Raw genomic sequence first — 20,775 nt, forward strand, 5'->3', positions numbered from 1 at the left:
GACCCTAAATCGTTGTCTTCACAGGTTTTTTCGGGCGGCGAGGATTCGCGCGCCGAAGTCTGGCATGCAACGCGGCCCGACGCTGGCGGGCCGTAGAGGCGCGGTTAGCCGGAGCTGCCGAATCAGAGCGACAGCAAGTCGCCATATCCGGAGAGAGCCTGCCACTCCGCGAGGAGCGGGCTACCCGCATTCAGTTGGGCCAGCGCTTCGTACGCCAGACGCGCGGTCAGTCCCGTATCGCGCTCGGCTCGCAGGTGAGGTTGCCAGACCAGATAGCCCGGCCGGCTGTCCAGAATCACGTACCGCGTAACGGTGCCGGCGAATGTCTTGAGAAACGTCAGAACTTCAACGCCCGGGTCGCTTGTACAAAGCACGGGCGTGAGCCCCACCACCTCGATGTGCCGAGAGCCGGCGGCGCGAAAGCGCTCGTTCCAGGGTTCGAGTCGACTTTCGTTTTGTTGCTGGTCCGAACAGACGACCAGACGCGCATTCGCGGCTTCGCAAAGACGGTCCAGTAGCCGCAGCGCTGTCGGGTCCCACTGGAGTGATTCCGCGCCGTCGATGAAGCGCACCGCGAGGCCGCGCAGGACCTGCTCGTTGAGAAAAATGAGATTCATGCCAGTGTATGCCCTGCTCCGCAAGCTCGACCGGACGGCCAAGGCCTTGCGTTAACTGCAATGTAAAGAGCGTTGACCAATTGTAAAGGAGTGGTAGAATCGGGACAAGCGATGTTTTGTAAAGCGATTGTCATTTCTTTCCAGATGAGTTCTGTTCGGCTGAACGCCCGTCGTTCTCCGTCCGGCGTTTTTGTCACTTAGGACCTAAGTCCAGATGAAATCACTGCTCAATGCGCTGCTATCAAAGCGCCCGCCCGACGCGCCGCCGCCATTCTTCGCGACCGGCGAAACGGCAGCTATGGCAGAGCCGCTCAACCGTTGTGCCTGCGAGGACAGTGGGCGTTACGCATTGCGCTTTCTGAACGACCCGATTCTCTCGGCGAGTTATGGCGGACAAGTGCGCCAGGCCCTGCCGGTCTGAGTCCGTTTAAGCCGCCTCCCTACACGGGAAAATACCTCAGCGCGTAAGGGAGTCGTGACGATGCATATTCCAGTGGCTGGTCTGACGGAAATCTACGACGTGTCGGCAGTGGAAAAGGTGCTGGCCGAGAACGATGACTTCACAAATGCGCTGTTGAAGAAGATGTATCAGAAGATGATTCGAACGGGAGGCACCCGCTATCTCATTCGACCGTCGAGCAGCGCCTTCCTCACGGAGCTTTACGACCTGTGCCCGAACTTCAGTAGCGTGCTCGATAACGTGCGCCGGTCAGTCGAGCTTGCCCTGTATGGCGAAGAACCGGTCCAGTTCACTCCGATTCTGCTCACGGGTGCCCCGGGCGTTGGCAAAACGCATTTTGCGAAACTCCTCGCCAAAGCTATGGGTACCGCCTATGAGTTTGTTCCCATGTCGAGCATGACCGCCGGGTTCATCCTGAGCGGGTCAGCGGCGACGTGGCAGAACGCGCGTCACGGAAAAGTCGCGCACGCGCTCGTTGAGGGCGCGTTCGCAAATCCGCTGCTCGTTCTTGACGAACTCGACAAGGCGGGCGGGGACAGCCGGCATGACTCCCTTGCCTCGCTCTATCAGCTGATGGAGGGCGACACCGCCGCCCACTTCAAGGACGAGTTTCTTGATGTCGAAATCGATGCGAGCCACGTGCTGTGGGTTTCCACCGCCAACTATCCGGAACGCATTCCCGAGCCGATTCTCCAGCGTATGGAAGTAATTGAGGTGCCGTCGCCGACGCGTGAACAGGCGGTGCACATCGCCAACCACATCTACGCAGGGCTTCTGTGTGAGCACAAGTGGAAGTTCGATGCCGAGCTCGACTCGACCGCTCTCGACGAAGTAGCCGATGTTGCACCTCGTGAGATGCGCAAGGCGCTGTTGAGCGCAATGGGTGAAGCACGAATGAAGGGCCGCGACCGTGTGCGCGGCGAGGACTTCCCCAAGCAGGCGAACAACGGGAAGCGCCGTATCGGCTTTTGAAAAATCATGTGTTTGTAAAGCGGGAGCCTTTGGGCTTCCGCTTTTGTTTTGCAGGACGTTCGCGGCGCGAGTCGCCGCGAAGCTATATGAGGAGGCGTTCAAACGGCTGGCGATGCATGGATTCGCCGGCGGGAAGCAATCTCACCGGCATCGCCGGAAACAGTTGGACCCTATAACCCGAACCCTGAAGTCCCTTTTGCCGCCCAGGCTGGCGGGGACGTCTAGCATTCAGCGGAGATTTGATGCAACTTGGATTTGACCTCGAGTACACCGACCCCGACACCCACGAGATGGTGCCCTGGGCGGAGGCGCACTCTGCGCTCGTCAGCGCAATCCAGTCGGCCGTATGGAAGATAGTCGACATTGAAACGACGGGGCTGACGCCTGCGTCGAAAGAACAGAAGTTTTCTGGCACGGAGCTTTCGCGCGGCGTGAACCCGCGCCTGCGCCTGCGCGTGGTCTCTGTCTATTACAAAGACCCGAAGACCGGAGTCCTGCGCCTTGAGGCCTTTGACTTCGACCGGCTGAACAAGGCGGAGCGCGTAGCAGTCGCTCGCGCGGTTCTGACCGGCGTCATGTTCGGTCATAACGTGAACTTCGACACGTTCTGGCTGCTCGTCGAGGCCGGCGGGCTGGAAGCGGCGTGTCCCACGATGCTTCTCGATTCGATGCTCCTTGCGCGTGCGCTCATGCCTGAGGTGCCTTACCTCTTCGCGAAGGCCTACAACGACGAGTCGAATGAAGAGCTGCAGCAGTACGCGACCGAGTTGTTCCAGGGTGGTCGCTCGGGCTGGGCCTTGGCTGACCTCTCCGCCATCCTCCTCGGTGTCATCTTGCCGAAGGACATGCAAGGTCCGAAGAACTGGTGCCAGCCCTTCCTGACGCAGAAGGCCTACGAGTATGCGACCGGTGACGCGATGACCACCTATAAGGTGCTCGCGCACATCTTGAACCTGCGACCCGGCCAGGACTTGCTCGAGCGCTACTACGAAGTCCGCGCGCAGAACAAGGTTGTTGGGCGTATCGAGCCGCAGGTGATGGACGTCGTACGCATGCGGGTGCGCGGCATGCCGTGGCGCAATTCGGACGCGAAGAAGTACATCGCGGCACAGTGGCGGCGCGTTCGCCGCTACGGCAAGTTGCTGGTCGCTCGCGAAGAGCAGCTCCGGGGCGAAAAGGCTGGTCTGCGTCGCTTCTTGCGGGAGCTCACCAGCCCGGGCGAAGGCATCAAGGAAAACCTGAAGCAGACGCTGGGTGAAGCATTCCAGAGCGTGGGTATTACGGTCGACGTCACCGACAAGACCGGCAGCTTCAAGATTGGCGAAAAGGACCTGCGCAAGGCAAAAGCTGCCAAGTCGGATGAGGCGCGCAGGCTTTACTTGCCTTGGGTGTACCTGAACAAGGCCAAGAAAGCCGGCAAGATGGCTCAGGAAGTCTCGGACTTCGTGACCCGCTCCGGAGACGGCCTGATTCACGCCTTGACCGGTCACGGACCCGTGACGGGCCGTCTCGCGTCGAAAGAGCCCAACGTTCAGCAATTCCCGCGCGACCAGGGGTTCCGCAACTGTGTGGCCGCGAAGCCTAACCACAAAATCGTGGCGTCGGACTATTCAGCGCTGGATATGCGCGTGGGTGCGGCACTCGCTATCCGGGCGCAAAGGCGCATCCTGGAATGCTACATGGGCGAGCGCGAGTGCAAGCCGGAGGTGCTGCAGGCTATCGCGCGTGTCGTGGAAGGCCGGATTAATCTCGTGCAGGCGCGCAAGGAGGAGGAGTACTCCTTCGCCATGTTCGCTAAGCACAAGGCGAAGATGAACGAGGTCGCGGACGCGCCGTCCTCGAAAAAGGCATTCTGGGAAGAATACCGAAAGCGCCAGAACGTGTTCAAGATGGCGCACTTCACGCGCTGCTACACCGAGGTGATGGAAAAAGCAAAGGCCGAGAACACGCCTGAGTGGGGCAGCCTACGCAACGCTTTCTCCTTCAGCGGGATGGACATCCACACGTGGACCGCGCTGGGGATGGTCGGCCAGAACCCGCTCGAGCTGTTCCAGGGACTCGGCGGTGACGCGGTGGTCAAGGAACTGAAGAAGTGGAAAAAGGAGCTGGGTTCGAAACGGCAAACCGGCAAGGTCGGCAATTTGTCCCTGCTCTACGCGATGCAGACGCTCGGGCTGATTGAAGCCGCCGCGAAGAACTACGACATTCACTGGACCTTCGAGGAAGGTGACGTCGTCCGGGTGCAGTGGCTCGCAGCGTACGTGGAGGTCGACCTCTGGCACGCATGGACAGAGCTGAACCCGGTGGACACGATTTATGTGCCGGACCCGGAACGCGGCATGAAGGCTGTGAAGAAGGCGGTCTACGAATCACAGACGCTCGGCGACCGGACGATTTACGCTTTCGGGCTGAACGCCGCGCTCGCTTTCGAAGACCAGTCGACGGGCGCCGACATCCTGGGCGTCGGTATGGATGTTTTCCGCCGCGAGCACTCGGAAATCTTTGGCACAATTGTGAACCAGGTGCACGACGAACTGGTGTTCGAGATACCGGACGAGAAAGTCGAGGTTTACACGAAGGTCATCGAAACCGTGATGGTCGACGCGGCTGAATTGTTCCTTGGCCCGTTCGGGGTGAAGGGCGAGTGCAGCCCGGCTATCGGTAATGTCTGGCTGAAGGACTAACGAGCGCAGTACGGGCGGCGGCATCGGCCGCCGTTCTCCGTGATACCTTTTCAAGGCAAATTATGGGACAAGATAAGCGTGCGGACTTCATTCGGCGCTGGTCGCAGGAACTAGCCGCGTACACGGAACGCTCCACGGACGCTTTGCTCGCGGACGGATTGCAAGCAGGAGACTTTGCGCCTCATGGCGTTCACATCTGCTTCGAAGATGGTAGCGAGGTCCGATTCAACTGGGCTTTCTATGTGCGGCGGTTCGGTAGATTCCATGACATCGCGGTCTTCACTGAGCACTGTGGCTACTACGAGTTCGAGCTGGGTCCGGACGACCTGTTCTTAGGCAGGAGCTGAGCCGCGCCCGGCAAATACCGCCCGGGTAGGGCGGTATGCGACTCCGTCATCGTCGGCTAGCTTTCCTGCACCCGATTACCAAGAAGGTCATAGTGCGGAGACCCCGCAAATCCAGCGGAACGCCACACGGCGTCAAAAATGGGTCTCAACGCAAGGCTAGCCGGGACGTCCACGGGCAGTATGGACGGAAACGATAGTCGTGGTTGGCCGAACTTGCCCAGATTCGGGTCTGGTTAGTGAGTCCGGCAAGACACACTTGCCGGTGACGAGGGCGCAACTATCGTCGCCCTCTTACTCCTTAGACGCCCCAACCGCGTCGACTAGTTGGCAGGCGGCGCGGCTTTTAACGAGCGCGTTTTCTGCGCCGCCAGAAAGACCCGTTCGGACGCGGCAATCACCCTGTCGGAGAATTCGGCCCGAGGCAGAGCGTCGGGTCTTTGCGTCGACAGGTCCGCGAGCAGCGCGCTCAACAGGAACGCCGTATCGTGGCCCGGGTCATCGTCGCCATCAACGTGCCGGACATTGACCAGAGCCTGCGCGTTCGGATAGTCCCCGTTGTCAAGGTAGTACATCATCGCAGCGGCGTCGGCCTGAAATTCCCGCCAGATGAACGCCGATTGCGACTCGCCCGCATGCGCGATAAATTTTTCCAGCATCATCGCTTCATTTGCATGTCGAGGCGCCACGATGGCGTACTCGGAGTTTTCCTTGTAGAGGCGCAGCATCTGGACACAGTGCATCATCTCGTGAACGACGGTTCCGTTCAGTGCATCCTGCCGGTTCGGGAAGTAGCGGAGGTAGGCTTTATTCAATGTGTCGTATTCGTCCACGTCGAATACGATTTGGCACTGCTTGTCTCGCACCCTTGCGACCATCGGCATGCCCGGCCGCATGCGCTCGAGGTAGATGGTGGCGGTTATCCCATACTTCAGCGCGGCGGTATCCACTGCACGCTGAAGGTCGCCGATAAAGTCGTCGGGAAGCTCCGCGTGGCAGAGGCTGGAAATCAACAGCAATACGAGCGTCAACAGTCGTTTCATCGGTCATCCGGCGCAGATGTATACCAGCCCCGGACATCGAGACGCTCTGCAAGGGGGCCGGAGTCAGAGAGCCATTGCGCCTCGCCGCCTTCGAACGGCGGCCCAAACCAGGCCGCGCGAAGCATAAGCTGGTTCCCGAAAAACGGTATGCAGACGACGTATCCGCCGTGCGCCTCGGGAAGCAATTCTGGCGAGAAAAAGGATAGAGGCCGTCGCTGCATGACTTTACAAAAGAAGATTTACAGACATCGTCAGTAATTGTAAAGTATTGCTTTTGGTGCTGTCGAGCTTTTGTGCAAAGCCGTTGCAGAGTCCGCGACCCGGTGCTGCAATCCTACCCCTCTGGAAATCGCCGACCTATGGACAAAACGACCTCCTGTGGAGTCGTCATCCTCAATGAGGACGGCGAGATTCTGCTCTGCCATGCGACCGAAAACGCGCATTGGGACTTACCGAAGGGAAATTGCGAGAGCGGCGAGAGACGTGTTAGCGCCGCGCTTCGGGAGCTTTTTGAGGAAACCGGCCTTCGTCTGACTGAAGACCGCCTGGTTGAGCTCGGAATATTCGAATATCGGCCGGCCAAGGACCTCCACCTGTATGCCGCTCGTATGACGCGGTCGGAAGCGGCCATCGAGCGGTGCGTCTGCACTTCAATGTTTCCAAGCCCACGTGACGGCCGGATGATTCCGGAGATGGACGATTTTCGCTGGACGACACCGTCGAGCATTCAGGACTATTGCAGTGGGAGCCTCTACCGGCTTTTCGCGACCCGGCTGTCGCTCTTTGAACTGCACGAGCGCTTGGGCTAAAGGTGGTGGCAAGTCCCGGAGTGGCTCAGAGCGCCGCGCCTTGCCGGCTTGCGGCTCCGCACTTCCATCCACCGCGCAGGATGGGTTCGGTTTCGAATGCCGAAGGCATCGGCGCCCCATCGAGCGCGTCCTGCGCGCCAAGCTCCTCAGCGATACGCCAGGCGGCCTCAATGTACCCCGTGACCTCACTCGAGTTGGAGCCATACGCCGGCGTTAGCACGCGCGACATGGCCGCTTCTCCAAGGGCATCGAGGATTTTGCGATAGCGAGTGACCATCGAAATGACTCAGCATAAAGAAACCGGGTATAGCAAGGCGCGCCAGTGTTTGGCCGGCCTGACGTTGGCCTTGCCCCTGTGCTGCTTCCCTATACAGGGTTTAACACGCACAGGAGTTCACATGATTCGCTACGCAAACGACTTGACTTTCCAATCGGAGATTCTCGATTCCACGGTCCCGACTCTGGTCGACTTCTGGGCGGATTGGTGTGGCCCGTGTCGCACGATGGCTCCCGCGCTCGATGAAGTCGCGAACAAGCGGCCGGACGTGAAAGTCGTGAAGGTTAGCATCGACGAAGCTCCAGAGGCCGCAGCGAAGTACGGCGTGCGCGGCATTCCGACGCTCATGCTGTTCCAGGCGGGCAAGCCGGTTAAAACAACGGTTGGTGCTGCTTCGGCGGCAAAAATCGAAAAGATGCTGCCGTAAGCGCGGTCGGCTAAACAGGCGCGCTATACCTCCTTTCAACCAGACCAGAAGGAGACCCGGATGTCCCAGAAAATCGTAGTCGGCTCGCTCGTTAAACTGAGGAGCGGCAGCCCCTGGCTGACCGTGACCGACGACAAGCCTGCGGGCGGCGCGAAGAAGGTCGGCGTGACCTGGTTCGACGGCGCAGCCGTGTCCACCGGCGTGTTTCCGAAGGACGCGCTGGACGTGAAGGAAGAAGCTGAAGGCGCAGCCTCCGTCCCGGCGGCTGAAAAGGCTGGCCGCAAGAAGGCGCCGGAAGCTGGCGACGCCGCCGAGTAACAACCAGCGAAGGATGTCGACGCGGGGAGCCAGGCTTCCCGCGTTTTCTTTTTGGCGCGGACGCGCGCGTGAACGAGGATAGGAGAGCATATGAGTCCGCAGCTTTACGAATTCATCCGGCAGCTGAGCGCCGCCGACAAGAAAACGTTGGTAGGAAAGGCGCTGAAGACGTCCGAGGAAGTAGGCGAGCTAGCCAAGAAGGTTTTGCCGTTCGAGAACGCGCACGCAACGACCCACCGCGTTGTCGAGAAGCGGGACATTCTCGAGGAAGCCTGCGATACGGTCCTCTGCGCGATGTCGATTGTCTTCGACCTTGGCTTCAACGAAGCCGATTTTGAAGAGATGCTGTTTCGCAAAGGCGAAAAATGGGCGTCTTTGCAGGCCCGCGAGTCGGGGGTCAAATATCCGTTGCCCTTCGAGCTGCACGTGACGGTCTCTCTGAAACATCGAGACCACATGCCAGCGGCGCTTGCACTTGATGCTTTCCGCTCGGCTTGCCATCAGCTCGACGTGAAGCCTGTTGTACTGGCGCTCCAGGACCGGGCGGGCGCCACCGTGCTACAGGATGTCATGACCTCCTCCGTCTTCTCCGGCGACAATCGCCACGCGCTCGATGAGCTTAATCGCATCTCAACCCATCTGAACTACCGGGGATTCGAGGTAGTGCGTCGGAAGTTAGAGACGGTGCCGTGGCACCCGGCCGCTCCCTCCTCGGAAAATGGCGTCTCGGTGATGCCGCCGGGCGGGTACTTCGAGAGCCATGTCGCAGTCGTCATGGACCTCGCCGAAGGCGGTGCGGAGGAGGCGCTGGTCCGGAAAAGGCTTGAGGCGCTCGCGACTGCTCACGGTGCGCACCTGTCCCGAAACGCATTCAAGCAGCTTTCCCCTACCGCGTTCACCGTCATGATGACGTTACGTGCATATGACGGCACTCGGGAAGCATTCGAAACTGCACGCGATGCCTTGACAAGCGACCTGCGTGCTGGCGGATTCGCGTTCGAGAAGGTCATCACGGAATTCAGCCTTTTCGACAGCAAATCGTCACATGACTCGGCGTGGCTTGCGGCATAATCCGCGACGGGGCGAAAGGTGGCTATACCCGAAGACCACCGCCTATCGCGGGGCTTCGATAACTCAAGCTGAGAAGTCGAAAATCCATAGGACCATTTGAAAAGGATTCAAGGAAATGAATAAGAACATTCGCTCGCTCGTCGTCATCGCAGCTATCGGCGTTACCGGCCTCACCTCGGGTTGCGCGTCGATGTTTGGCGACGGTACGCATCAAGACGTGTCCGTCAACGCAGTCAGCGGCGGTCAGCAGGTTGCCGGCGCTTCGTGCCAGATGGAAAACAGCAAGGGCACGTACAGCGTCACGACGCCGGGAACCGTCAAGGTTCATCGCGCATCGAGCGACCTGACGGTGACCTGCGAGAAAGCGGGCGGCGCGCGTGGTGTGGTGACCGTGAAGGGTCAGCACAAGGAAGCGTCGGCTGGCCACTACATCGCGAATGGCCCGCTCGGCTACGCGGTGGATGAGTCGACGGGTGCTGCGTACGAGTATCCGGCGTCCATCACGGTGGAATTCGGAAAGACGGTTGCTGTCAACTCGGCTCCGGCAGGGGCAGTGAAGACCCAGTAATACCGGAGCGGCGCTCACGCCCGCACCTTGCTTAAAGGAATCCCTCGCGCAGTTCGCTGCCGAGGGATTTTTCTTTGGAAGATGTTTGCGACAGCCGTAGCCGGCGCAGAAAGGAAGGTTAGGCGGTGTGTCGCACTCGCCGTGTTAGCGCTGCCAGTTCAGCGATGCCGCTCTTTTCGACTTCATGGAGCCACGTCCGCAACCGCTGAAGTGACTCTTCCCGTGTGGCCTTCTCCGCTGTCCAGACTTTTGCCAGCTCTGCCCGCAGCTCAAGAGCGCGTGCGAGGCGGGTCGACTTTGCGCGAATTTCGGCAAGGCGAGATTCTTCTTTGGGGTGGAACTTCAGCACCTCGAGGCGTTTCCAGACGCTACGGCGCACAACCGGCAGGCCCTCGGGCTGCGCGCGCTTTTCCCTTCGATAAAGCTTGCGCAACGCCGTAGCATAGGTCGCCATCAGCTCGAAGCGGTGCGCGACCACCGTGTCCAGCGTCTCGAGCGTTGTCTCCGCCGGCTGTGTGCGCTCGCGCATACGCGGCGGGACCTTCTTGATATGAACCCATCCGAGTCGCGCGAACACCGACAGATACATCCAGCCGATGTCGAACTCGTGTTTTCGGACGGAGAGCTTCGCCGACGACGGATAGCAGTGGTGGTTGTTGTGCAATTCCTCACCACCGATGATGATTCCCCATGGTGAGATATTACGGGAGGCATCCTCGGTGTCGAAGTTACGGCTGCCCCACCAGTGGCCGACGCCGTTGACCACACCCGCCGCCCAGAACGGAATCCAGAGCATCTGCGTAATCCAGACAGCGATGCCCGGCACGCCGAACAGAAGCAGGTCGATTAAAAGCATTGCTGCGATGCCCGCGCGCGAGTGCGCGGTGTAGACCTTGCGTTCCATCCAGTCGTCGGGCGTGCCTTTGCCGAACCGCTCAAGGGTTTGCGCCGAAGCGGCTTCGCGGGTATAAAGGAGCGCGCCCTGCGTCATGACGGTCGCGATTCCGCGCGTTTGCGGGCTATGTGGGTCTTCGGCCGTGTCGCAGCGCGCGTGGTGCTTGCGATGGACGGCAACCCACTCTTTCGTCACCATGCCGGTGGTCATCCACAGCCAGAACCGGAAAAAGTGAGAGAGCCCCTTTCCCATGTCGAGGGCGCGGTGCGCCTGACACCGGTGAAGAAACAGCGTGACGCCCACGATAGTAACGTGAGTAAGCCCGAGGGTGGTAAGGACGACGCCCCACCACGGGAGGTTCAAAAGACCGTACATGACAGCTCCAGAATTAGCGGCACGGACCAAAAACCGGCCCGCGAGAAAAAACCCGTCGGAAGTGCATCCAGACGGGTCGGTCAATCAGGCGAAAGCGTTGAAGCGCTCGAAGAAACGTGCCGGGACAAAGGCATCCAGGCCCCCGAGCTCGGGAAGCGCAAAATCGACTTCGATAAGTCCGTATTGCTCGTCGGACAAAACGGTTGCGTGCGTACCTTTTGGTACGACATGGCCGGGGTGTGACTGAAAGTCCGCGTTCAGCCGGACGAGTTCGGTTATTTGAAAACCACTCATTGCGTTCTCCATGTAAGTTCCTTCAACGTGTAGCAAATCGCGAATGGTCCTAAAGGCCCACGCCACCCTCGCTATACCCCAGACCGCCACCCATGGAGCTCCTATGCGTCCTGAAGTCGTCGTCATCGCCGCCGTCGCCGAGAACGGAGTAATCGGAAAAGACAACACCCTGCCGTGGCGGTTGCCGCGCGACCTGAAACACTTCAAGGACTCGACTCTTGGACATGCGGTGTTGATGGGCCGCAAGACATATGACTCTTTGGGGCGGCCGCTACCCGGACGGATGAACCTGGTCCTGTCGCGCCGGCTGGTCGCCGAAATGCCCGGGCTGAAATCCGTGCGGTCGCTTGAAGACGCACTGGAGTCCGTCAAACCGGGGCAAAAACTGTTCATTGCAGGCGGCCAAGCGCTGTATGAACAATTCATGCCGTTCGCCGACCGTCTGGTTATCACGCATGTTGGAGTCGCGCCAGAAGGGGACGCGTTTTTCCCCGACATCGATTTGACAAAGTGGCGCATCGACGCAGAGCGTCTGGCATTCGAGAACAGCATCACGCTAACGTTCAGGGAGTATGTCCGGCACTAGCCTCGCGTGCGTCGCACCGGACTCACCGCCGGGTAAGCGCAAGCGCGGAGTGTGCGGCTGAGCCGACTAGTCGGCAATGACAGTGCTGGCACCCGCAGGCGGAGTGGCGGGCAGTCCCTGTTTCTTCAGAAGCAGCTTCGCTTCCTTGTCGGCGGCGGCAGCATCTGAGGCCGCGCAGGCAGCGGCCGCAGCGGTAGTGCTTCCCTGCACCTTAAGCGCGAACTGGTCGCGCGCCATGCTGATGCGTCTGATATCTGCATCCTTCTGCGTCACTTGCGTCTGCAGCGCGTCGTTCTGGGTGGTCAGCTCGCGAATTCGGTGCCGGTAGTCGACCGTCATCGTTGAGCACAGAACGAGAAGCAAACCGAGGATAAGCGGAAAAGGTTTCATTGGAGCGGGCGTGTCTCTTATGGCCATTCATGTAGCTGGAAGTGTTTAGCTACGCAGCCGGGGACGGCAAGCCGCGTATTTGCAAAAGGTTACCGGAAATGCTGTCTGTTGTCTTTACAAAAAAATGGCATAATGCCGGTATCGCTTTACAAAAAAGCGTGGGCGCTCTGCCTTTCTGTCTTAACCCCCCCAAGGAGTCGAATGAAACTCTTGCGTACAGCTACGCTCGTCATTGCGGCGAGTGCCGTCCTGGTCGCCAGTCTGCCTGCGGAAGCCCGCTTTGGCGGCGGCACCTCTTCTTCCCACGCGAGTCCGTCGTTCTCACGCGGAGGTGGACTTTCCGCCGGAAACTCCATCGGCATGTCACGACCTAGCGTGGCCGCTTCGGTGCGTAATGGTACGGCCACGAACGTCGCCGCGCCGCGCACCACTACGACGACGCAGACGACGAGCACGACAGTGTCAAGCTCGAGTTATCGTCAGGGCTCAGATGGTCGCACGTACAATACCCAAGGCCAGTACTACAATCCTCAAACGCACAGCTGGGTCATGCCGGCACTGGCGGGTGCAGCAGTCGGTTACGGTGTGGCGCGGCTGACGGAACCGCACGGCTATGCCGGTGGCGGCATGCAGCCGCTGGCGCAGCCCGGCTACGCGGCTCCGCAGGCCGTGTACGGCTCGGTAGGCGGCGCGCCAATGACGGTTACTCCGGTCATGATGGCGCCGCGACACGGTTTTCTTTCCTTCCTTGTCGGCATTCTGCTGATTCTCGCTATCGGAGCGTTCATCGTGATTCTTTACCGCAAGTTCGGCGCATCGGCCCCGAGTGACTACGACCGAGGCTATCGCGCCGCGCCGTCATTTGGCGACGAAGAAGAACGAACGCGCACGACGCGGACGACGCGCGTGACAACGACCACCACGCAAGCGGCCGACCCGCAAGCAGTCGAACTGGACGGCATCGCGAAGCAGATTTTCCGCGACCTGCAGATGGCTGACGCTCGCCGTGACGTGGCTGCACTGAAGAACGCGACCGAGCCGGCGGTGTTCGACGCCTTGCGTCCGGGCATCGAAGAACGTACAAGCGACAAGGAAGTCGTCATCGACAGCCTGACGGCAAAGGTCGTCGACGTCAGCCAGACCAGTGACGGTGTCGTTGCGAGTGTTCACTACGTCGCGCGCATTCGCGAAGACGGCCAGTCGGTCGACGTGAACGAAATCTGGAACTTCGTGAAGGCGCCCGGCCAGTCGCAGTGGAAGGTGGCGGGCGTAGACCAGGTCTGAGAGTCGCAAGCAGTATGACCGGAAAAGGGGCGCTCACGGCGCCCCTTTTCAATTGGTCTCCTCGCGTCGACGTCTGTGAGCCTTCGTCCATCAGCCGCATGGTGGAATTTGGGCGCGGCTCACTACACATTGGAACGCTATTCAGCTGGAAGTGTCATGCCATACAAAAATCCCCTCCCCGTCGCCGTTGCAATGGTGCCCGTGATGCACGACGGCCGGTTGCGGCTGTTCGGTATTGTGCGTGGGCATGAGCCGGGCACAGGTCTTATCGCGCTTCCTGGGGGCTACGTCGACGAGCTAGAGAGTATTGAGGAAGGCGTCAGCCGTGAGCTGGACGAGGAGGCGCACATCTTGTACGCGCCTGACCGGTGGAAGCTTCTTTATTCGGCAGTGACACCCCAGAACAGGGTTTTAGTGTTCTGCGTGCTCGACCATGTGGTCACCGGCGATATCGTCAAGGGCCGCGTTTCACGTTGCCGCGAAGTCTGGGATTACTGCTACATTGACCAAAATACGCCGTTGGCGTTCCCGCTTCACGAGCAGGCCGTTGAACGCTATTACCGAAACGTTGCGCCCGCATTGCGGGTTGCCTGACGCGCGCGGCGCGTCGTTACACCTCATCGCCCGCGATTTGCCTGCGCGTGCCACACACTGCCTTGCACCTTGCTCGCGCGCGCTCCGCGCATTACGGGCTCACCAAATGTTTCGCTGAGGAGTCGGGCGTCCCGCGCAGTCGTGAGAAGCGTTGCTGCGAGAAGAAGAGCCGACCCTCCTGCCATCACAATTGCCGCGAGCGTCGCGGAAAACCGCAAACCGAAGCGGTCGAGGAACATCAGGGCAAAGGGTGTAATCGTCAAGACCGCGCCGCCCAGTGCCAGGAAGGCTGGCTTCAGAGACGTGCCTCCGACTACGAACTTCGAACGCGGCTGACCTGTGTCGCCAAGGGCTTCCGACCGTCGGTCAGAATGTTTCAATGCTGCGGTGCTGGCGGTGGGGGACATCTGAATTTGCAAAGTACGCGAGGCAAGCGCGGGTAGGTCGAACTTGGAGAAACGAAGGTTACACTTTTTTTCAACTTCCGGCAAGGGAGAAAAGACTTATGGCGTACGTTTAAATTTCGATTTCTACAGATTCGGCGCCGCAGCGGACCTAGAACCCTAAACCCTCAGAACTTAGGTTTCTAAGATAAGGAGTATCTATGTCGGCAGTGTCGGTGGAGGCCCGGCGGCTCTCGTGTCAAGCCCCGTTGTGTGTTTTGTGAAGGCGATGTACCATGATTTACAAATCGGCGCAGCACGCCGGGCGGCCTTCATGGTCGGTAACTCTCGACTTCAGCCTCAGTCACCCTCCGGCCCTCATCCCTACCTTTCTTCGAAAGCTCATGCCCTTCCTGAACTTGAATACCCCCGTGCGCGTTCGTCTGACCGCACGGGGATGCAGCGTTTACCAGCGCTTTCGTGCTGACCTTAACTCCCCCTCGGAAGAGCACCGGCTCGGCGTGCCTATCGCTGTGGGCGTGGACCTCGAGTTCGCGATGTGGGAACTCATGCAGGTGTTCGGCTCGGCCGTGTACAACGGGATGCCGGGCGTCGTTTTCGAGGGGAACCATATCGAGCTGGCAGAAGCGGCTTTGGACTGACAGTCCGGCGCCCTGCTTGCGTGCGGGAAGGCGGTGGCCCTCGCGTATTTTGGACGCGCTTCGCGCTGACCAAGGTAAAATAGGGCCGCCGCGCGCTTTGCGCATAGAAAGGTAGGACAGGAATGGCTCAGGAACTAGAGGCGTCGGCGGACCCGCAAATCATGCGGCTGCCGCATCCCGTGCGGTGCGATGCGATGGTGGCTAAGCACTTCGAGATGACCCGGGAGATGTTCGGCCCGGAGTGGCCGGTCATCGAGCGGTACCTCCGAGACCCGGAGCTGGTTTTGGCGGAAGCCTGCTATAGGCTCACGACCGAGAATCGGCTTCCCCGGTTCCAGTCCGTGGCCTCGGCCGCAGAAGTGATGCCGGGTAGCACCGAGCAAGGCGGCGCGTTTGCGTTCTGTGCGTGGCTGCGCGCCCATTGCCTCCAGTATTCCCACTTCAAGCTGGACGACAAGCTAGTGGAACTGCTGGAGCGCACAGACATCGACAGCTCGATTCCCGTGAGCTACATGCAGCCTCCGTTGCCGTTCTGCTTCATCGAGTTCGGCGAACGGCGTGACTGGCAGACCAAAATCTGGAACTCGGAAACTGCCTGGCACAGCATAGAGGGATGCTACGTGGAACGCGGGCATCATCGCGACGTCGGCGAGTGCCTGTATCTGGTCATCACCGGAAGCCCAGTGGGGAAGAAGCATGCGAGCGACGACGCTACGCAGAGCATTATTCTTTCTCTCGCGGACCCTGCTGCTTCGCTTGAAGAAGTCATCCATGATGCCTTTTACAAAGACCGCGACGAAGCGCGCCGTATGGGTTTGAGACTGTCGTCGGAAGACTCGATTTCAGCGGTGGTGGAGGCCGTGAAGCTTGTCGCGAAATCCCTGCTGTACATTGGCCTGCCCGACGCCCGTCGAGCCTTGAAGCCGGAGAGGAAGGAACTGGAGGAAAGTCTCAACCGGCTCAAATCAGGCGGCAAGCGCGCAAAGGCTGCGCGGAAGCTGGTGCGAGCGTACGACTATGTCCTAATCGAAGCACCGCGTGACCCAGTGAAGAGCGGCGAGGCCGGTGGCGACGGGCGAACGGTGAAGGCCCACTGGCGACGCGGGCATTACCGCCTGCAGCGCTATGGCGCCCAGAATGCCCTGAAAAAACTGATTCTCTTGCGACCAACGCTGGTGGCAGCCGGGGACTTAGGTCCGGACGAGGTCGCTCCCTCGACGTACGTCGTTCGTTGACGGGCGCGAATGCAAAATTTTCCTAGACGAGTCAGGACCAACTTCTAGGAAATAATTGTGGCGCGGCTTTTCTTGGTGTTACTCACGAGCCTTCTGGCTGCGTGTTCGGGCTTGAACCTGAAGTTTCCAACGGGCCCGGTCGAGCGGCTCAGCGACAGCGGCAACGCCTTTTGGACTCGCAACGCGAAGTCCAGCATTCAGGGCCGAGTGACCTACCTCACTCCGGGGTCGCCGTTCTCTGTGGAGTTGGTTCGCGCTTGTCAGCGAGGTCTCCTCGTGCAACTCGAGCTGCCCGTGTCGGCGTACCAGACTGCGCAAGCGGTCAAGCCAAGCTGTGTTCAGGTCGTTATTTCTGACCATCCAGAACTTCAACGGGGAACCGACGTCTTGCTGGTCGACGGCGGGACACTCATCGTGAACGGCGGCTATCAGGGCGTCGGTGGAAGGAAGGTGATGCAGGAGTATCTCTTTGAGCGCGAGGTGCGCGAGCACGCGGTCTCTGCGTTCTGAATGTTGATTCGACAGGCCCCGCTTCTAGCGGGGCTTTTCTCATGTCGGCCGGGCGCGCCGTTGGCGCTCAACCTGGCGCCGGAGCGGCTCTGTGCTTTCCTCCAGTTTGTGGCCCATCCATTTTCGGACCGTGTCAAGGGAGGTGCCTTGCCTGAGTTGCCGCGCGCCGAAGCTGTTGCGCAGCAGCCCTGCGCCTTTGTGCTCCTTTTCTACCCCTGCCCGTTCGAAGACGGCTTTCACCTGGCGGTACACGGTCGAACGGTCCAGCGGGGTTCCGGAAAAGTTCGCGGGAAACGCAAGAGTGCTGGCGAAGGCGCGCCGCCGCCGCTCCAGGAGCCACTGACGGACATAGGCAACTGCCATTCCGAAGATGGGGACCTCGCGGTCGAAGAAGCCGTTTTTGAAGACCCGAACGTGCGGATAGTCGCCGTCGACATTCAGGTGGGAGACTTCGAGGAATATGGCTTCCTGCAGTTTGAGACCGCCCCCAAACAGTAGCCCGACGAGCGCCGCGTCACGCACCCTCTTCCAGTGCGTCGGTGGAGGAAGCGCGTCGAAGAGCGCACGTTCCTGGTGGGGCGCGAGAATGAGCGGGTTACGGGCCTCCTCGTAGTACGCAAACCGGCGCCTCAGCGCAGCGGCCGGATTGTCCTTGAGCATGCCCGTCCCGGCGAAATGGTCAAGGATGTCGTCAAGGAGCTTGAAATATCGTTTCGCGGTGTTTCGCGCCCACGTCTGCTTATTGAAGAAAGATTCGATTTCAGCTGAGTCGACGTGCTCAAGCCGCTTACCGCGAGCCATATAGTGCTGAACGAAGTTCCCCCACATGGCGGCATAAACAATCCGCGACGAATCCGCAAAGTCGCGTTCCTTTTCTTTACACCAACGTTCAAAAAGAAGCTTTTCATCCATGCTAGCCACCCCGAGCGTTATCGCATGTTCAAAGTTTACCACCGGCGTATAAAAAACGCTCGTTAAGTATCTGATTTAGCAGGTGTAAACGGCGTGCATAAAATGCAATTAACGGCGGAAGGCCGGTTGTACGAGTTGAAAAATCCAGCCATCAATTTAAGAAAAGCCGTTAATTGCAATTTCAACGTTGACGCTCTTGATTAGCCCTCGATAAAAGAGCTTTGCGATTCCTGTCTGTTCGAAAAGCCCCTTATCGCCGCATCCGTCGTTAATTGCTTTCGGAAGAAAGCTGTCATCGGACGGGAGTAAAGGTAGGTCGGAAAAGGGGCCTCGGGATTCAATGAAGAGCAGGTGCAGTAAACTTGGGGGATACGGACGTAAGGAGAAGCTTGATGTTGAGCCAGGACAAGGATTTCGAGCAGGTGGTCGCGGCGGCGGAGAAGGCTGGCAATCGCACGTACACGCTAACGGTCACGAACCACCAACTCGGACCGTCTCGGTTCGAAACGCGCTTTGCGTTCAGAGACGAGGAAGGTTGCCTGCTGGCAGCGGCCGCGATAGCGCGTTCGTCAGCGCTGATGGAGCTCGGCTTTGAGGAGGAGGTGTGCAGTATCGTACAAAACGCCGCCGGCCGCCTGCCCTCGTCCATGGTCCGCGTTGACCGACGCACGCGGCCGCATGAGGAGACGGAGCCGTATCCGCTCGACGCGGACGACCCGCCAACATGGCAGACCAGACTTCCGGGCGCTTGACGGCCCGAGCGAGCATTGCGCAGATGAAGGGCACCCGCAGCGTGGGGGAGCCGGTTCGTTCCTGACGTTTTCCCCAACGGTCCTGGGCCCGAGGCGGCGCCGTGGTTGAAATGCGGTCCGTTCGCTATACGCCCAGAAGGCGCGTTTCGCCGCTTTTCACAACCAGGACATCAAAATGTACGAAATCAAGGGATACAAGACGTTCAAGGGCCATGAAGGCGAACCGTGCGGTCAGGGGAACCTGTACCGCGACGGCACGAAAGTCGCTGAGTGGAGCGATAGCTCGACAGGCGGCAGCATGCACATTCGCTTCGTGTCGCGCGAAGCCGAAAAGCTGTTCGCTGAGCACGCAAAGGTGCTCCTGGCCACTCAGAAAGACTTTGAGGGCGAGCCCTACAAGGTCGACACCATGCCTATTTACGAGCTGGTCGAGACGGCGATGTTTGCTATGAGCTGCGAGGTCGCCGAAAAGGAGGCGATGCGCAAAGACTGTAAGAAGGGCATCGTGGTCCGTCAGACAGTTGACGGCAAGCCGGAGGCTGTTCTGTACCACCTGGCTTATACGGCAGCAAACGTCGCCGCGCTTAAGGCGAAGCATCCCAGCATCACGGAAGTCGTGAACGAAACGCTGGGCTTGCCTTTCGTCAGCGCCGAGAAGGAGGCAGCCGACAAAGCTGCCGCCGAGGAAAAGCGATATCGCAAGATGTGCAAGACGAAAACCGTCTTCACGATTCCGGGAGAGGACGGCAAACCGATGGTCATGGTTTGCCCGGCGAGCTTTAACCCACGGGTTGCGTTAGCCCTACGGGCCAAACACCCAACGCTCCTTGAATTTTTCAACGAGCGATTCGCGGCGTAATGCAGTAAGCACCAACTAATTCACCGCCGGCGACTTGCCGGCGGTTTTCTTTTGACGCGGTCCCGCGCTCCTACGACAGTGGCCGCGCTATACGACAAATCATCCTTCTCTGAGCGAACCCGAGTATGTGGATTATCGTAACCATCATCGTAATCGGCGTAGGCCTGGTCTGGCTTTCTGGCCTGGAAAGCAGCATACCCGACGAGCTCGGCTTCCTGAAACTCGGGCACCACTCTACGCCGCTCGTCAGCGAGTCTGCCTCCGACACGGCGTCGCAGGGAACGCCGGCCGCCGACGTCCCCCCGACCGATAACGGGTGGAAAATCGTTGAAGGCGCGGATGGACTCGAGGCGGCACGGGAATTCGGCAGCCGCATCCACAGCAGCACCGGCGACTTTGATGCACCGGTGTTCTACGCAACGTGCTACCGTGGCCAAGTCTTCGTTCGTGTTGACACCCGGCTGCGCGCCGCCGGCGACAAGGCCGTACAGGTGTCCGTTGACGGTGCCCCCGCCTCATGGCGACGTGGCACCAATCAAGACATATTCGCGCCGAGTCCCGAGCAGCTGATTAAGCATCTGGCGTCGCGTGCTGTGACGTCCGTTCGTTTCGGATTCGACGAGGCCCCGTCTCAAAGCTTCACGCTGCACCTGACGGGCTTTCCACAGGTCGTCCAGCAACTGCGTAAGTCGTGTCCCCAGTTGAGTGGCGCATAACCAACGCGCTGTTTTTCGAGAGAGGAGCAGTTGATTTGACGAAGGGCAACGGGCGTCTAGAGCTGTCGCCGCCGGTAAACAAAAGGCCCGCAGAAATGCGGGCCTTTGTCCGGTCTAAGGTATCTTCAGTCTCTCAGGGCGCTGACGACGCGCAGCAGGCTCAAGAAAAGGTTGAGCACATCGAGGTAGAGCTGGACTGTGGCGATGATGTAATTGCGTTCTCCGCCTCGCACTATCTCGCTCGTGTCGTAGAGGACGTAGCCGCTGAAGAGGAGAACGCTGACGGCTGACCATGTCAGTGACGCGGCTGGCACGTCGACGAACATCAGGACCAGTCCGCTCAGAAGGAGCAGCCACAGCCCCACGAAGAGCATCCCGCCCAGAAACGAGAAGTCTTTTTTCGTCACCAGCACATAGCCCGAGAGTGCGACAAAGACACCCGCAGTCAGGCCAGCGGCAAGTCCGACGACCTCGGCGCCGTGGGGCGTGCGCAAATAGAAATTGAGCGTCGGTCCGAGGGAGAGTCCTTCGAGTCCGGTGAAGACAAAGATGAAGAAGAGTCCCCAGCCGCTTTTGCGAAAGTACATCGTTGCGAAAAGCGCGCCCAGACCAAGAAGGGACATCATCAGCGAGCCGAGACCGCCGACGTGGGCGCGCGCGCTGAGTGCCGCCATAAGGGCCGTTACCCCGAGCGTAGCCGCCAGAAGGATGTAGGTGTCACGCAATACCGTCGACATT

Annotated in this window: 25 protein-coding genes; 17 read left to right on the top strand and 8 right to left on the bottom strand. The window is 59.7% G+C overall.

Annotation, left to right across the window (positions count from 1 at the left end; translation table 11 throughout):
- Positions 1-122 precede the first annotated feature (122 nt).
- The gene (locus F6X40_RS11050) at positions 123-617 is read right to left on the bottom strand and encodes an HAD domain-containing protein (protein ID WP_187627866.1); all 495 of its coding nucleotides are present in this window, start codon (positions 615-617) and stop codon (positions 123-125) included.
- A gap of 214 nt (positions 618-831) precedes the next feature.
- On the opposite strand from F6X40_RS11050, the gene F6X40_RS11055 reads away from it, so the two are divergent.
- The 3 genes from F6X40_RS11055 (at position 832) to F6X40_RS11065 (ending at position 4,733) form a co-directional block, all read left to right on the top strand.
- On the top strand, positions 832-1,038 hold the full coding sequence (locus F6X40_RS11055) for a hypothetical protein (protein ID WP_187627867.1): 207 nt from the start codon (positions 832-834) through the stop codon (positions 1,036-1,038).
- A gap of 60 nt (positions 1,039-1,098) precedes the next feature.
- On the top strand, positions 1,099-2,049 hold the full coding sequence (locus F6X40_RS11060; protein WP_187627868.1) for an AAA family ATPase: 951 nt from the start codon (positions 1,099-1,101) through the stop codon (positions 2,047-2,049).
- Between the two features lie 242 nt (positions 2,050-2,291).
- On the top strand, positions 2,292-4,733 hold the full coding sequence (locus F6X40_RS11065; protein ID WP_187627869.1) for a DNA polymerase: 2,442 nt from the start codon (positions 2,292-2,294) through the stop codon (positions 4,731-4,733).
- A gap of 667 nt (positions 4,734-5,400) precedes the next feature.
- On the opposite strand, the gene F6X40_RS11070 is transcribed toward F6X40_RS11065, so the two are convergent.
- Positions 5,401-6,120, bottom strand: coding sequence for a hypothetical protein (locus F6X40_RS11070; protein WP_187627870.1), 720 nt, complete (start codon positions 6,118-6,120; stop codon positions 5,401-5,403).
- Positions 6,121-6,479: 359 nt separating this feature from the next.
- Between F6X40_RS11070 and F6X40_RS11075 the strand changes: the two genes are divergently transcribed.
- A complete protein-coding gene (locus tag F6X40_RS11075) occupies positions 6,480-6,929 on the top strand; it encodes an NUDIX hydrolase (RefSeq protein ID WP_187627871.1) in 450 nt (149 codons plus the stop codon).
- 25 nt (positions 6,930-6,954) lie between these two features.
- On the opposite strand, the gene F6X40_RS11080 is transcribed toward F6X40_RS11075, so the two are convergent.
- Positions 6,955-7,158 (bottom strand): hypothetical protein, encoded by a 204-nt coding sequence (locus F6X40_RS11080; protein WP_187627872.1) that lies wholly within the window; start codon positions 7,156-7,158, stop codon positions 6,955-6,957.
- 40 nt (positions 7,159-7,198) lie between these two features.
- Between F6X40_RS11080 and trxA the strand changes: the two genes are divergently transcribed.
- The 4 genes from trxA (at position 7,199) to F6X40_RS11100 (ending at position 9,590) form a co-directional block, all read left to right on the top strand.
- Positions 7,199-7,633, top strand: coding sequence for a thioredoxin (trxA, locus tag F6X40_RS11085; RefSeq protein ID WP_316251805.1), 435 nt, complete (start codon positions 7,199-7,201; stop codon positions 7,631-7,633).
- 60 nt (positions 7,634-7,693) lie between these two features.
- Complete coding sequence (locus tag F6X40_RS11090; RefSeq protein ID WP_187627873.1) at positions 7,694-7,951, top strand: DUF2158 domain-containing protein; 258 nt, start codon at positions 7,694-7,696, stop codon at positions 7,949-7,951.
- Between the two features lie 90 nt (positions 7,952-8,041).
- Positions 8,042-9,022, top strand: coding sequence for a hypothetical protein (locus tag F6X40_RS11095; RefSeq protein ID WP_187627874.1), 981 nt, complete (start codon positions 8,042-8,044; stop codon positions 9,020-9,022).
- A gap of 115 nt (positions 9,023-9,137) precedes the next feature.
- Positions 9,138-9,590, top strand: a complete 453-nt coding sequence (locus tag F6X40_RS11100; protein ID WP_187627875.1) for a hypothetical protein — start codon at positions 9,138-9,140, stop codon at positions 9,588-9,590.
- Between the two features lie 118 nt (positions 9,591-9,708).
- Here the strand turns inward: F6X40_RS11100 and F6X40_RS11105 are convergent, their stop codons facing one another.
- Together F6X40_RS11105 and F6X40_RS11110 are read right to left on the bottom strand one after the other, a co-directional pair.
- Positions 9,709-10,860: a fatty acid desaturase gene (locus tag F6X40_RS11105; protein ID WP_187627876.1), complete on the bottom strand. Its 1,152-nt coding sequence runs from the start codon at positions 10,858-10,860 to the stop codon at positions 9,709-9,711.
- An 84-nt stretch (positions 10,861-10,944) separates the two neighbouring features.
- Complete coding sequence (locus tag F6X40_RS11110; RefSeq protein ID WP_187627877.1) at positions 10,945-11,166, bottom strand: hypothetical protein; 222 nt, start codon at positions 11,164-11,166, stop codon at positions 10,945-10,947.
- 91 nt (positions 11,167-11,257) lie between these two features.
- Between F6X40_RS11110 and F6X40_RS11115 the strand changes: the two genes are divergently transcribed.
- The gene (locus F6X40_RS11115; protein ID WP_187627878.1) at positions 11,258-11,740 is read left to right on the top strand and encodes a dihydrofolate reductase; all 483 of its coding nucleotides are present in this window, start codon (positions 11,258-11,260) and stop codon (positions 11,738-11,740) included.
- Between the two features lie 66 nt (positions 11,741-11,806).
- Here F6X40_RS11115 and F6X40_RS11120 read toward each other — a convergent pair whose 3' ends face one another.
- Positions 11,807-12,130, bottom strand: a complete 324-nt coding sequence (locus F6X40_RS11120) for a hypothetical protein (protein WP_187627879.1) — start codon at positions 12,128-12,130, stop codon at positions 11,807-11,809.
- Between the two features lie 108 nt (positions 12,131-12,238).
- Between F6X40_RS11120 and F6X40_RS11125 the strand changes: the two genes are divergently transcribed.
- The 5 genes from F6X40_RS11125 (at position 12,239) to F6X40_RS11145 (ending at position 16,798) form a co-directional block, all read left to right on the top strand.
- Positions 12,239-13,414, top strand: coding sequence for a Tim44 domain-containing protein (locus F6X40_RS11125; protein ID WP_187627880.1), 1,176 nt, complete (start codon positions 12,239-12,241; stop codon positions 13,412-13,414).
- Positions 13,415-13,570: 156 nt separating this feature from the next.
- A complete protein-coding gene (locus tag F6X40_RS11130) occupies positions 13,571-14,008 on the top strand; it encodes an NUDIX domain-containing protein (RefSeq protein WP_187627881.1) in 438 nt (145 codons plus the stop codon).
- 679 nt (positions 14,009-14,687) lie between these two features.
- Complete coding sequence (locus F6X40_RS11135) at positions 14,688-15,053, top strand: hypothetical protein (RefSeq protein WP_187627882.1); 366 nt, start codon at positions 14,688-14,690, stop codon at positions 15,051-15,053.
- A gap of 122 nt (positions 15,054-15,175) precedes the next feature.
- The gene (locus F6X40_RS11140) at positions 15,176-16,288 is read left to right on the top strand and encodes a hypothetical protein (protein ID WP_187627883.1); all 1,113 of its coding nucleotides are present in this window, start codon (positions 15,176-15,178) and stop codon (positions 16,286-16,288) included.
- Between the two features lie 111 nt (positions 16,289-16,399).
- Entirely contained in the window at positions 16,400-16,798 is a 399-nt protein-coding gene (locus F6X40_RS11145) for a hypothetical protein (RefSeq protein ID WP_187627884.1), read from the top strand.
- 39 nt (positions 16,799-16,837) lie between these two features.
- On the opposite strand, the gene F6X40_RS11150 is transcribed toward F6X40_RS11145, so the two are convergent.
- Complete coding sequence (locus F6X40_RS11150) at positions 16,838-17,710, bottom strand: tyrosine-type recombinase/integrase (RefSeq protein ID WP_187627885.1); 873 nt, start codon at positions 17,708-17,710, stop codon at positions 16,838-16,840.
- Between the two features lie 392 nt (positions 17,711-18,102).
- On the opposite strand from F6X40_RS11150, the gene F6X40_RS11155 reads away from it, so the two are divergent.
- The 3 genes from F6X40_RS11155 (at position 18,103) to F6X40_RS11165 (ending at position 20,037) form a co-directional block, all read left to right on the top strand.
- A complete protein-coding gene (locus F6X40_RS11155) occupies positions 18,103-18,462 on the top strand; it encodes a hypothetical protein (RefSeq protein ID WP_187627886.1) in 360 nt (119 codons plus the stop codon).
- 175 nt (positions 18,463-18,637) lie between these two features.
- Complete coding sequence (locus tag F6X40_RS11160) at positions 18,638-19,321, top strand: hypothetical protein (protein WP_187627887.1); 684 nt, start codon at positions 18,638-18,640, stop codon at positions 19,319-19,321.
- Between the two features lie 125 nt (positions 19,322-19,446).
- A complete protein-coding gene (locus F6X40_RS11165; protein WP_187627888.1) occupies positions 19,447-20,037 on the top strand; it encodes a hypothetical protein in 591 nt (196 codons plus the stop codon).
- Between the two features lie 125 nt (positions 20,038-20,162).
- Here F6X40_RS11165 and F6X40_RS11170 read toward each other — a convergent pair whose 3' ends face one another.
- Positions 20,163-20,774 carry a Bax inhibitor-1 family protein gene (locus F6X40_RS11170; protein ID WP_222946044.1) on the bottom strand — a complete coding sequence of 204 codons (612 nt, stop codon included), beginning with the start codon at positions 20,772-20,774 and terminating at the stop codon, positions 20,163-20,165.
- Position 20,775 lies beyond the last annotated feature (1 nt).

Source organism: Paraburkholderia sp. UCT31, from assembly GCF_014397655.1.
GTDB lineage: Bacteria > Pseudomonadota > Gammaproteobacteria > Burkholderiales > Burkholderiaceae > Paraburkholderia > Paraburkholderia tuberum.

Coding starts and splice junctions, on each gene's coding strand:
- F6X40_RS11070 (WP_187627870.1), bottom strand. CDS start 6,120: ATGAAACGACTGTTGACGCTCGTATTGCTGTTGATTTCCAGCCTCTGC.
- F6X40_RS11150 (WP_187627885.1), bottom strand. CDS start 17,710: ATGGATGAAAAGCTTCTTTTTGAACGTTGGTGTAAAGAAAAGGAACGC.
- F6X40_RS11065 (WP_187627869.1), top strand. CDS start 2,292: ATGCAACTTGGATTTGACCTCGAGTACACCGACCCCGACACCCACGAG.
- F6X40_RS11100 (WP_187627875.1), top strand. CDS start 9,138: ATGAATAAGAACATTCGCTCGCTCGTCGTCATCGCAGCTATCGGCGTT.
- F6X40_RS11135 (WP_187627882.1), top strand. CDS start 14,688: ATGATTTACAAATCGGCGCAGCACGCCGGGCGGCCTTCATGGTCGGTA.
- F6X40_RS11095 (WP_187627874.1), top strand. CDS start 8,042: ATGAGTCCGCAGCTTTACGAATTCATCCGGCAGCTGAGCGCCGCCGAC.
- F6X40_RS11055 (WP_187627867.1), top strand. CDS start 832: ATGAAATCACTGCTCAATGCGCTGCTATCAAAGCGCCCGCCCGACGCG.
- F6X40_RS11140 (WP_187627883.1), top strand. CDS start 15,176: ATGGCTCAGGAACTAGAGGCGTCGGCGGACCCGCAAATCATGCGGCTG.
- F6X40_RS11160 (WP_187627887.1), top strand. CDS start 18,638: ATGTACGAAATCAAGGGATACAAGACGTTCAAGGGCCATGAAGGCGAA.
- F6X40_RS11105 (WP_187627876.1), bottom strand. CDS start 10,860: ATGTACGGTCTTTTGAACCTCCCGTGGTGGGGCGTCGTCCTTACCACC.
- F6X40_RS11115 (WP_187627878.1), top strand. CDS start 11,258: ATGCGTCCTGAAGTCGTCGTCATCGCCGCCGTCGCCGAGAACGGAGTA.
- F6X40_RS11080 (WP_187627872.1), bottom strand. CDS start 7,158: ATGTCGCGCGTGCTAACGCCGGCGTATGGCTCCAACTCGAGTGAGGTC.
- F6X40_RS11110 (WP_187627877.1), bottom strand. CDS start 11,166: ATGGAGAACGCAATGAGTGGTTTTCAAATAACCGAACTCGTCCGGCTG.
- F6X40_RS11155 (WP_187627886.1), top strand. CDS start 18,103: ATGTTGAGCCAGGACAAGGATTTCGAGCAGGTGGTCGCGGCGGCGGAG.
- F6X40_RS11060 (WP_187627868.1), top strand. CDS start 1,099: ATGCATATTCCAGTGGCTGGTCTGACGGAAATCTACGACGTGTCGGCA.
- F6X40_RS11130 (WP_187627881.1), top strand. CDS start 13,571: ATGCCATACAAAAATCCCCTCCCCGTCGCCGTTGCAATGGTGCCCGTG.
- F6X40_RS11090 (WP_187627873.1), top strand. CDS start 7,694: ATGTCCCAGAAAATCGTAGTCGGCTCGCTCGTTAAACTGAGGAGCGGC.
- F6X40_RS11075 (WP_187627871.1), top strand. CDS start 6,480: ATGGACAAAACGACCTCCTGTGGAGTCGTCATCCTCAATGAGGACGGC.
- F6X40_RS11170 (WP_222946044.1), bottom strand. CDS start 20,774: ATGTCGACGGTATTGCGTGACACCTACATCCTTCTGGCGGCTACGCTC.
- F6X40_RS11165 (WP_187627888.1), top strand. CDS start 19,447: ATGTGGATTATCGTAACCATCATCGTAATCGGCGTAGGCCTGGTCTGG.
- F6X40_RS11050 (WP_187627866.1), bottom strand. CDS start 617: ATGAATCTCATTTTTCTCAACGAGCAGGTCCTGCGCGGCCTCGCGGTG.
- F6X40_RS11120 (WP_187627879.1), bottom strand. CDS start 12,130: ATGAAACCTTTTCCGCTTATCCTCGGTTTGCTTCTCGTTCTGTGCTCA.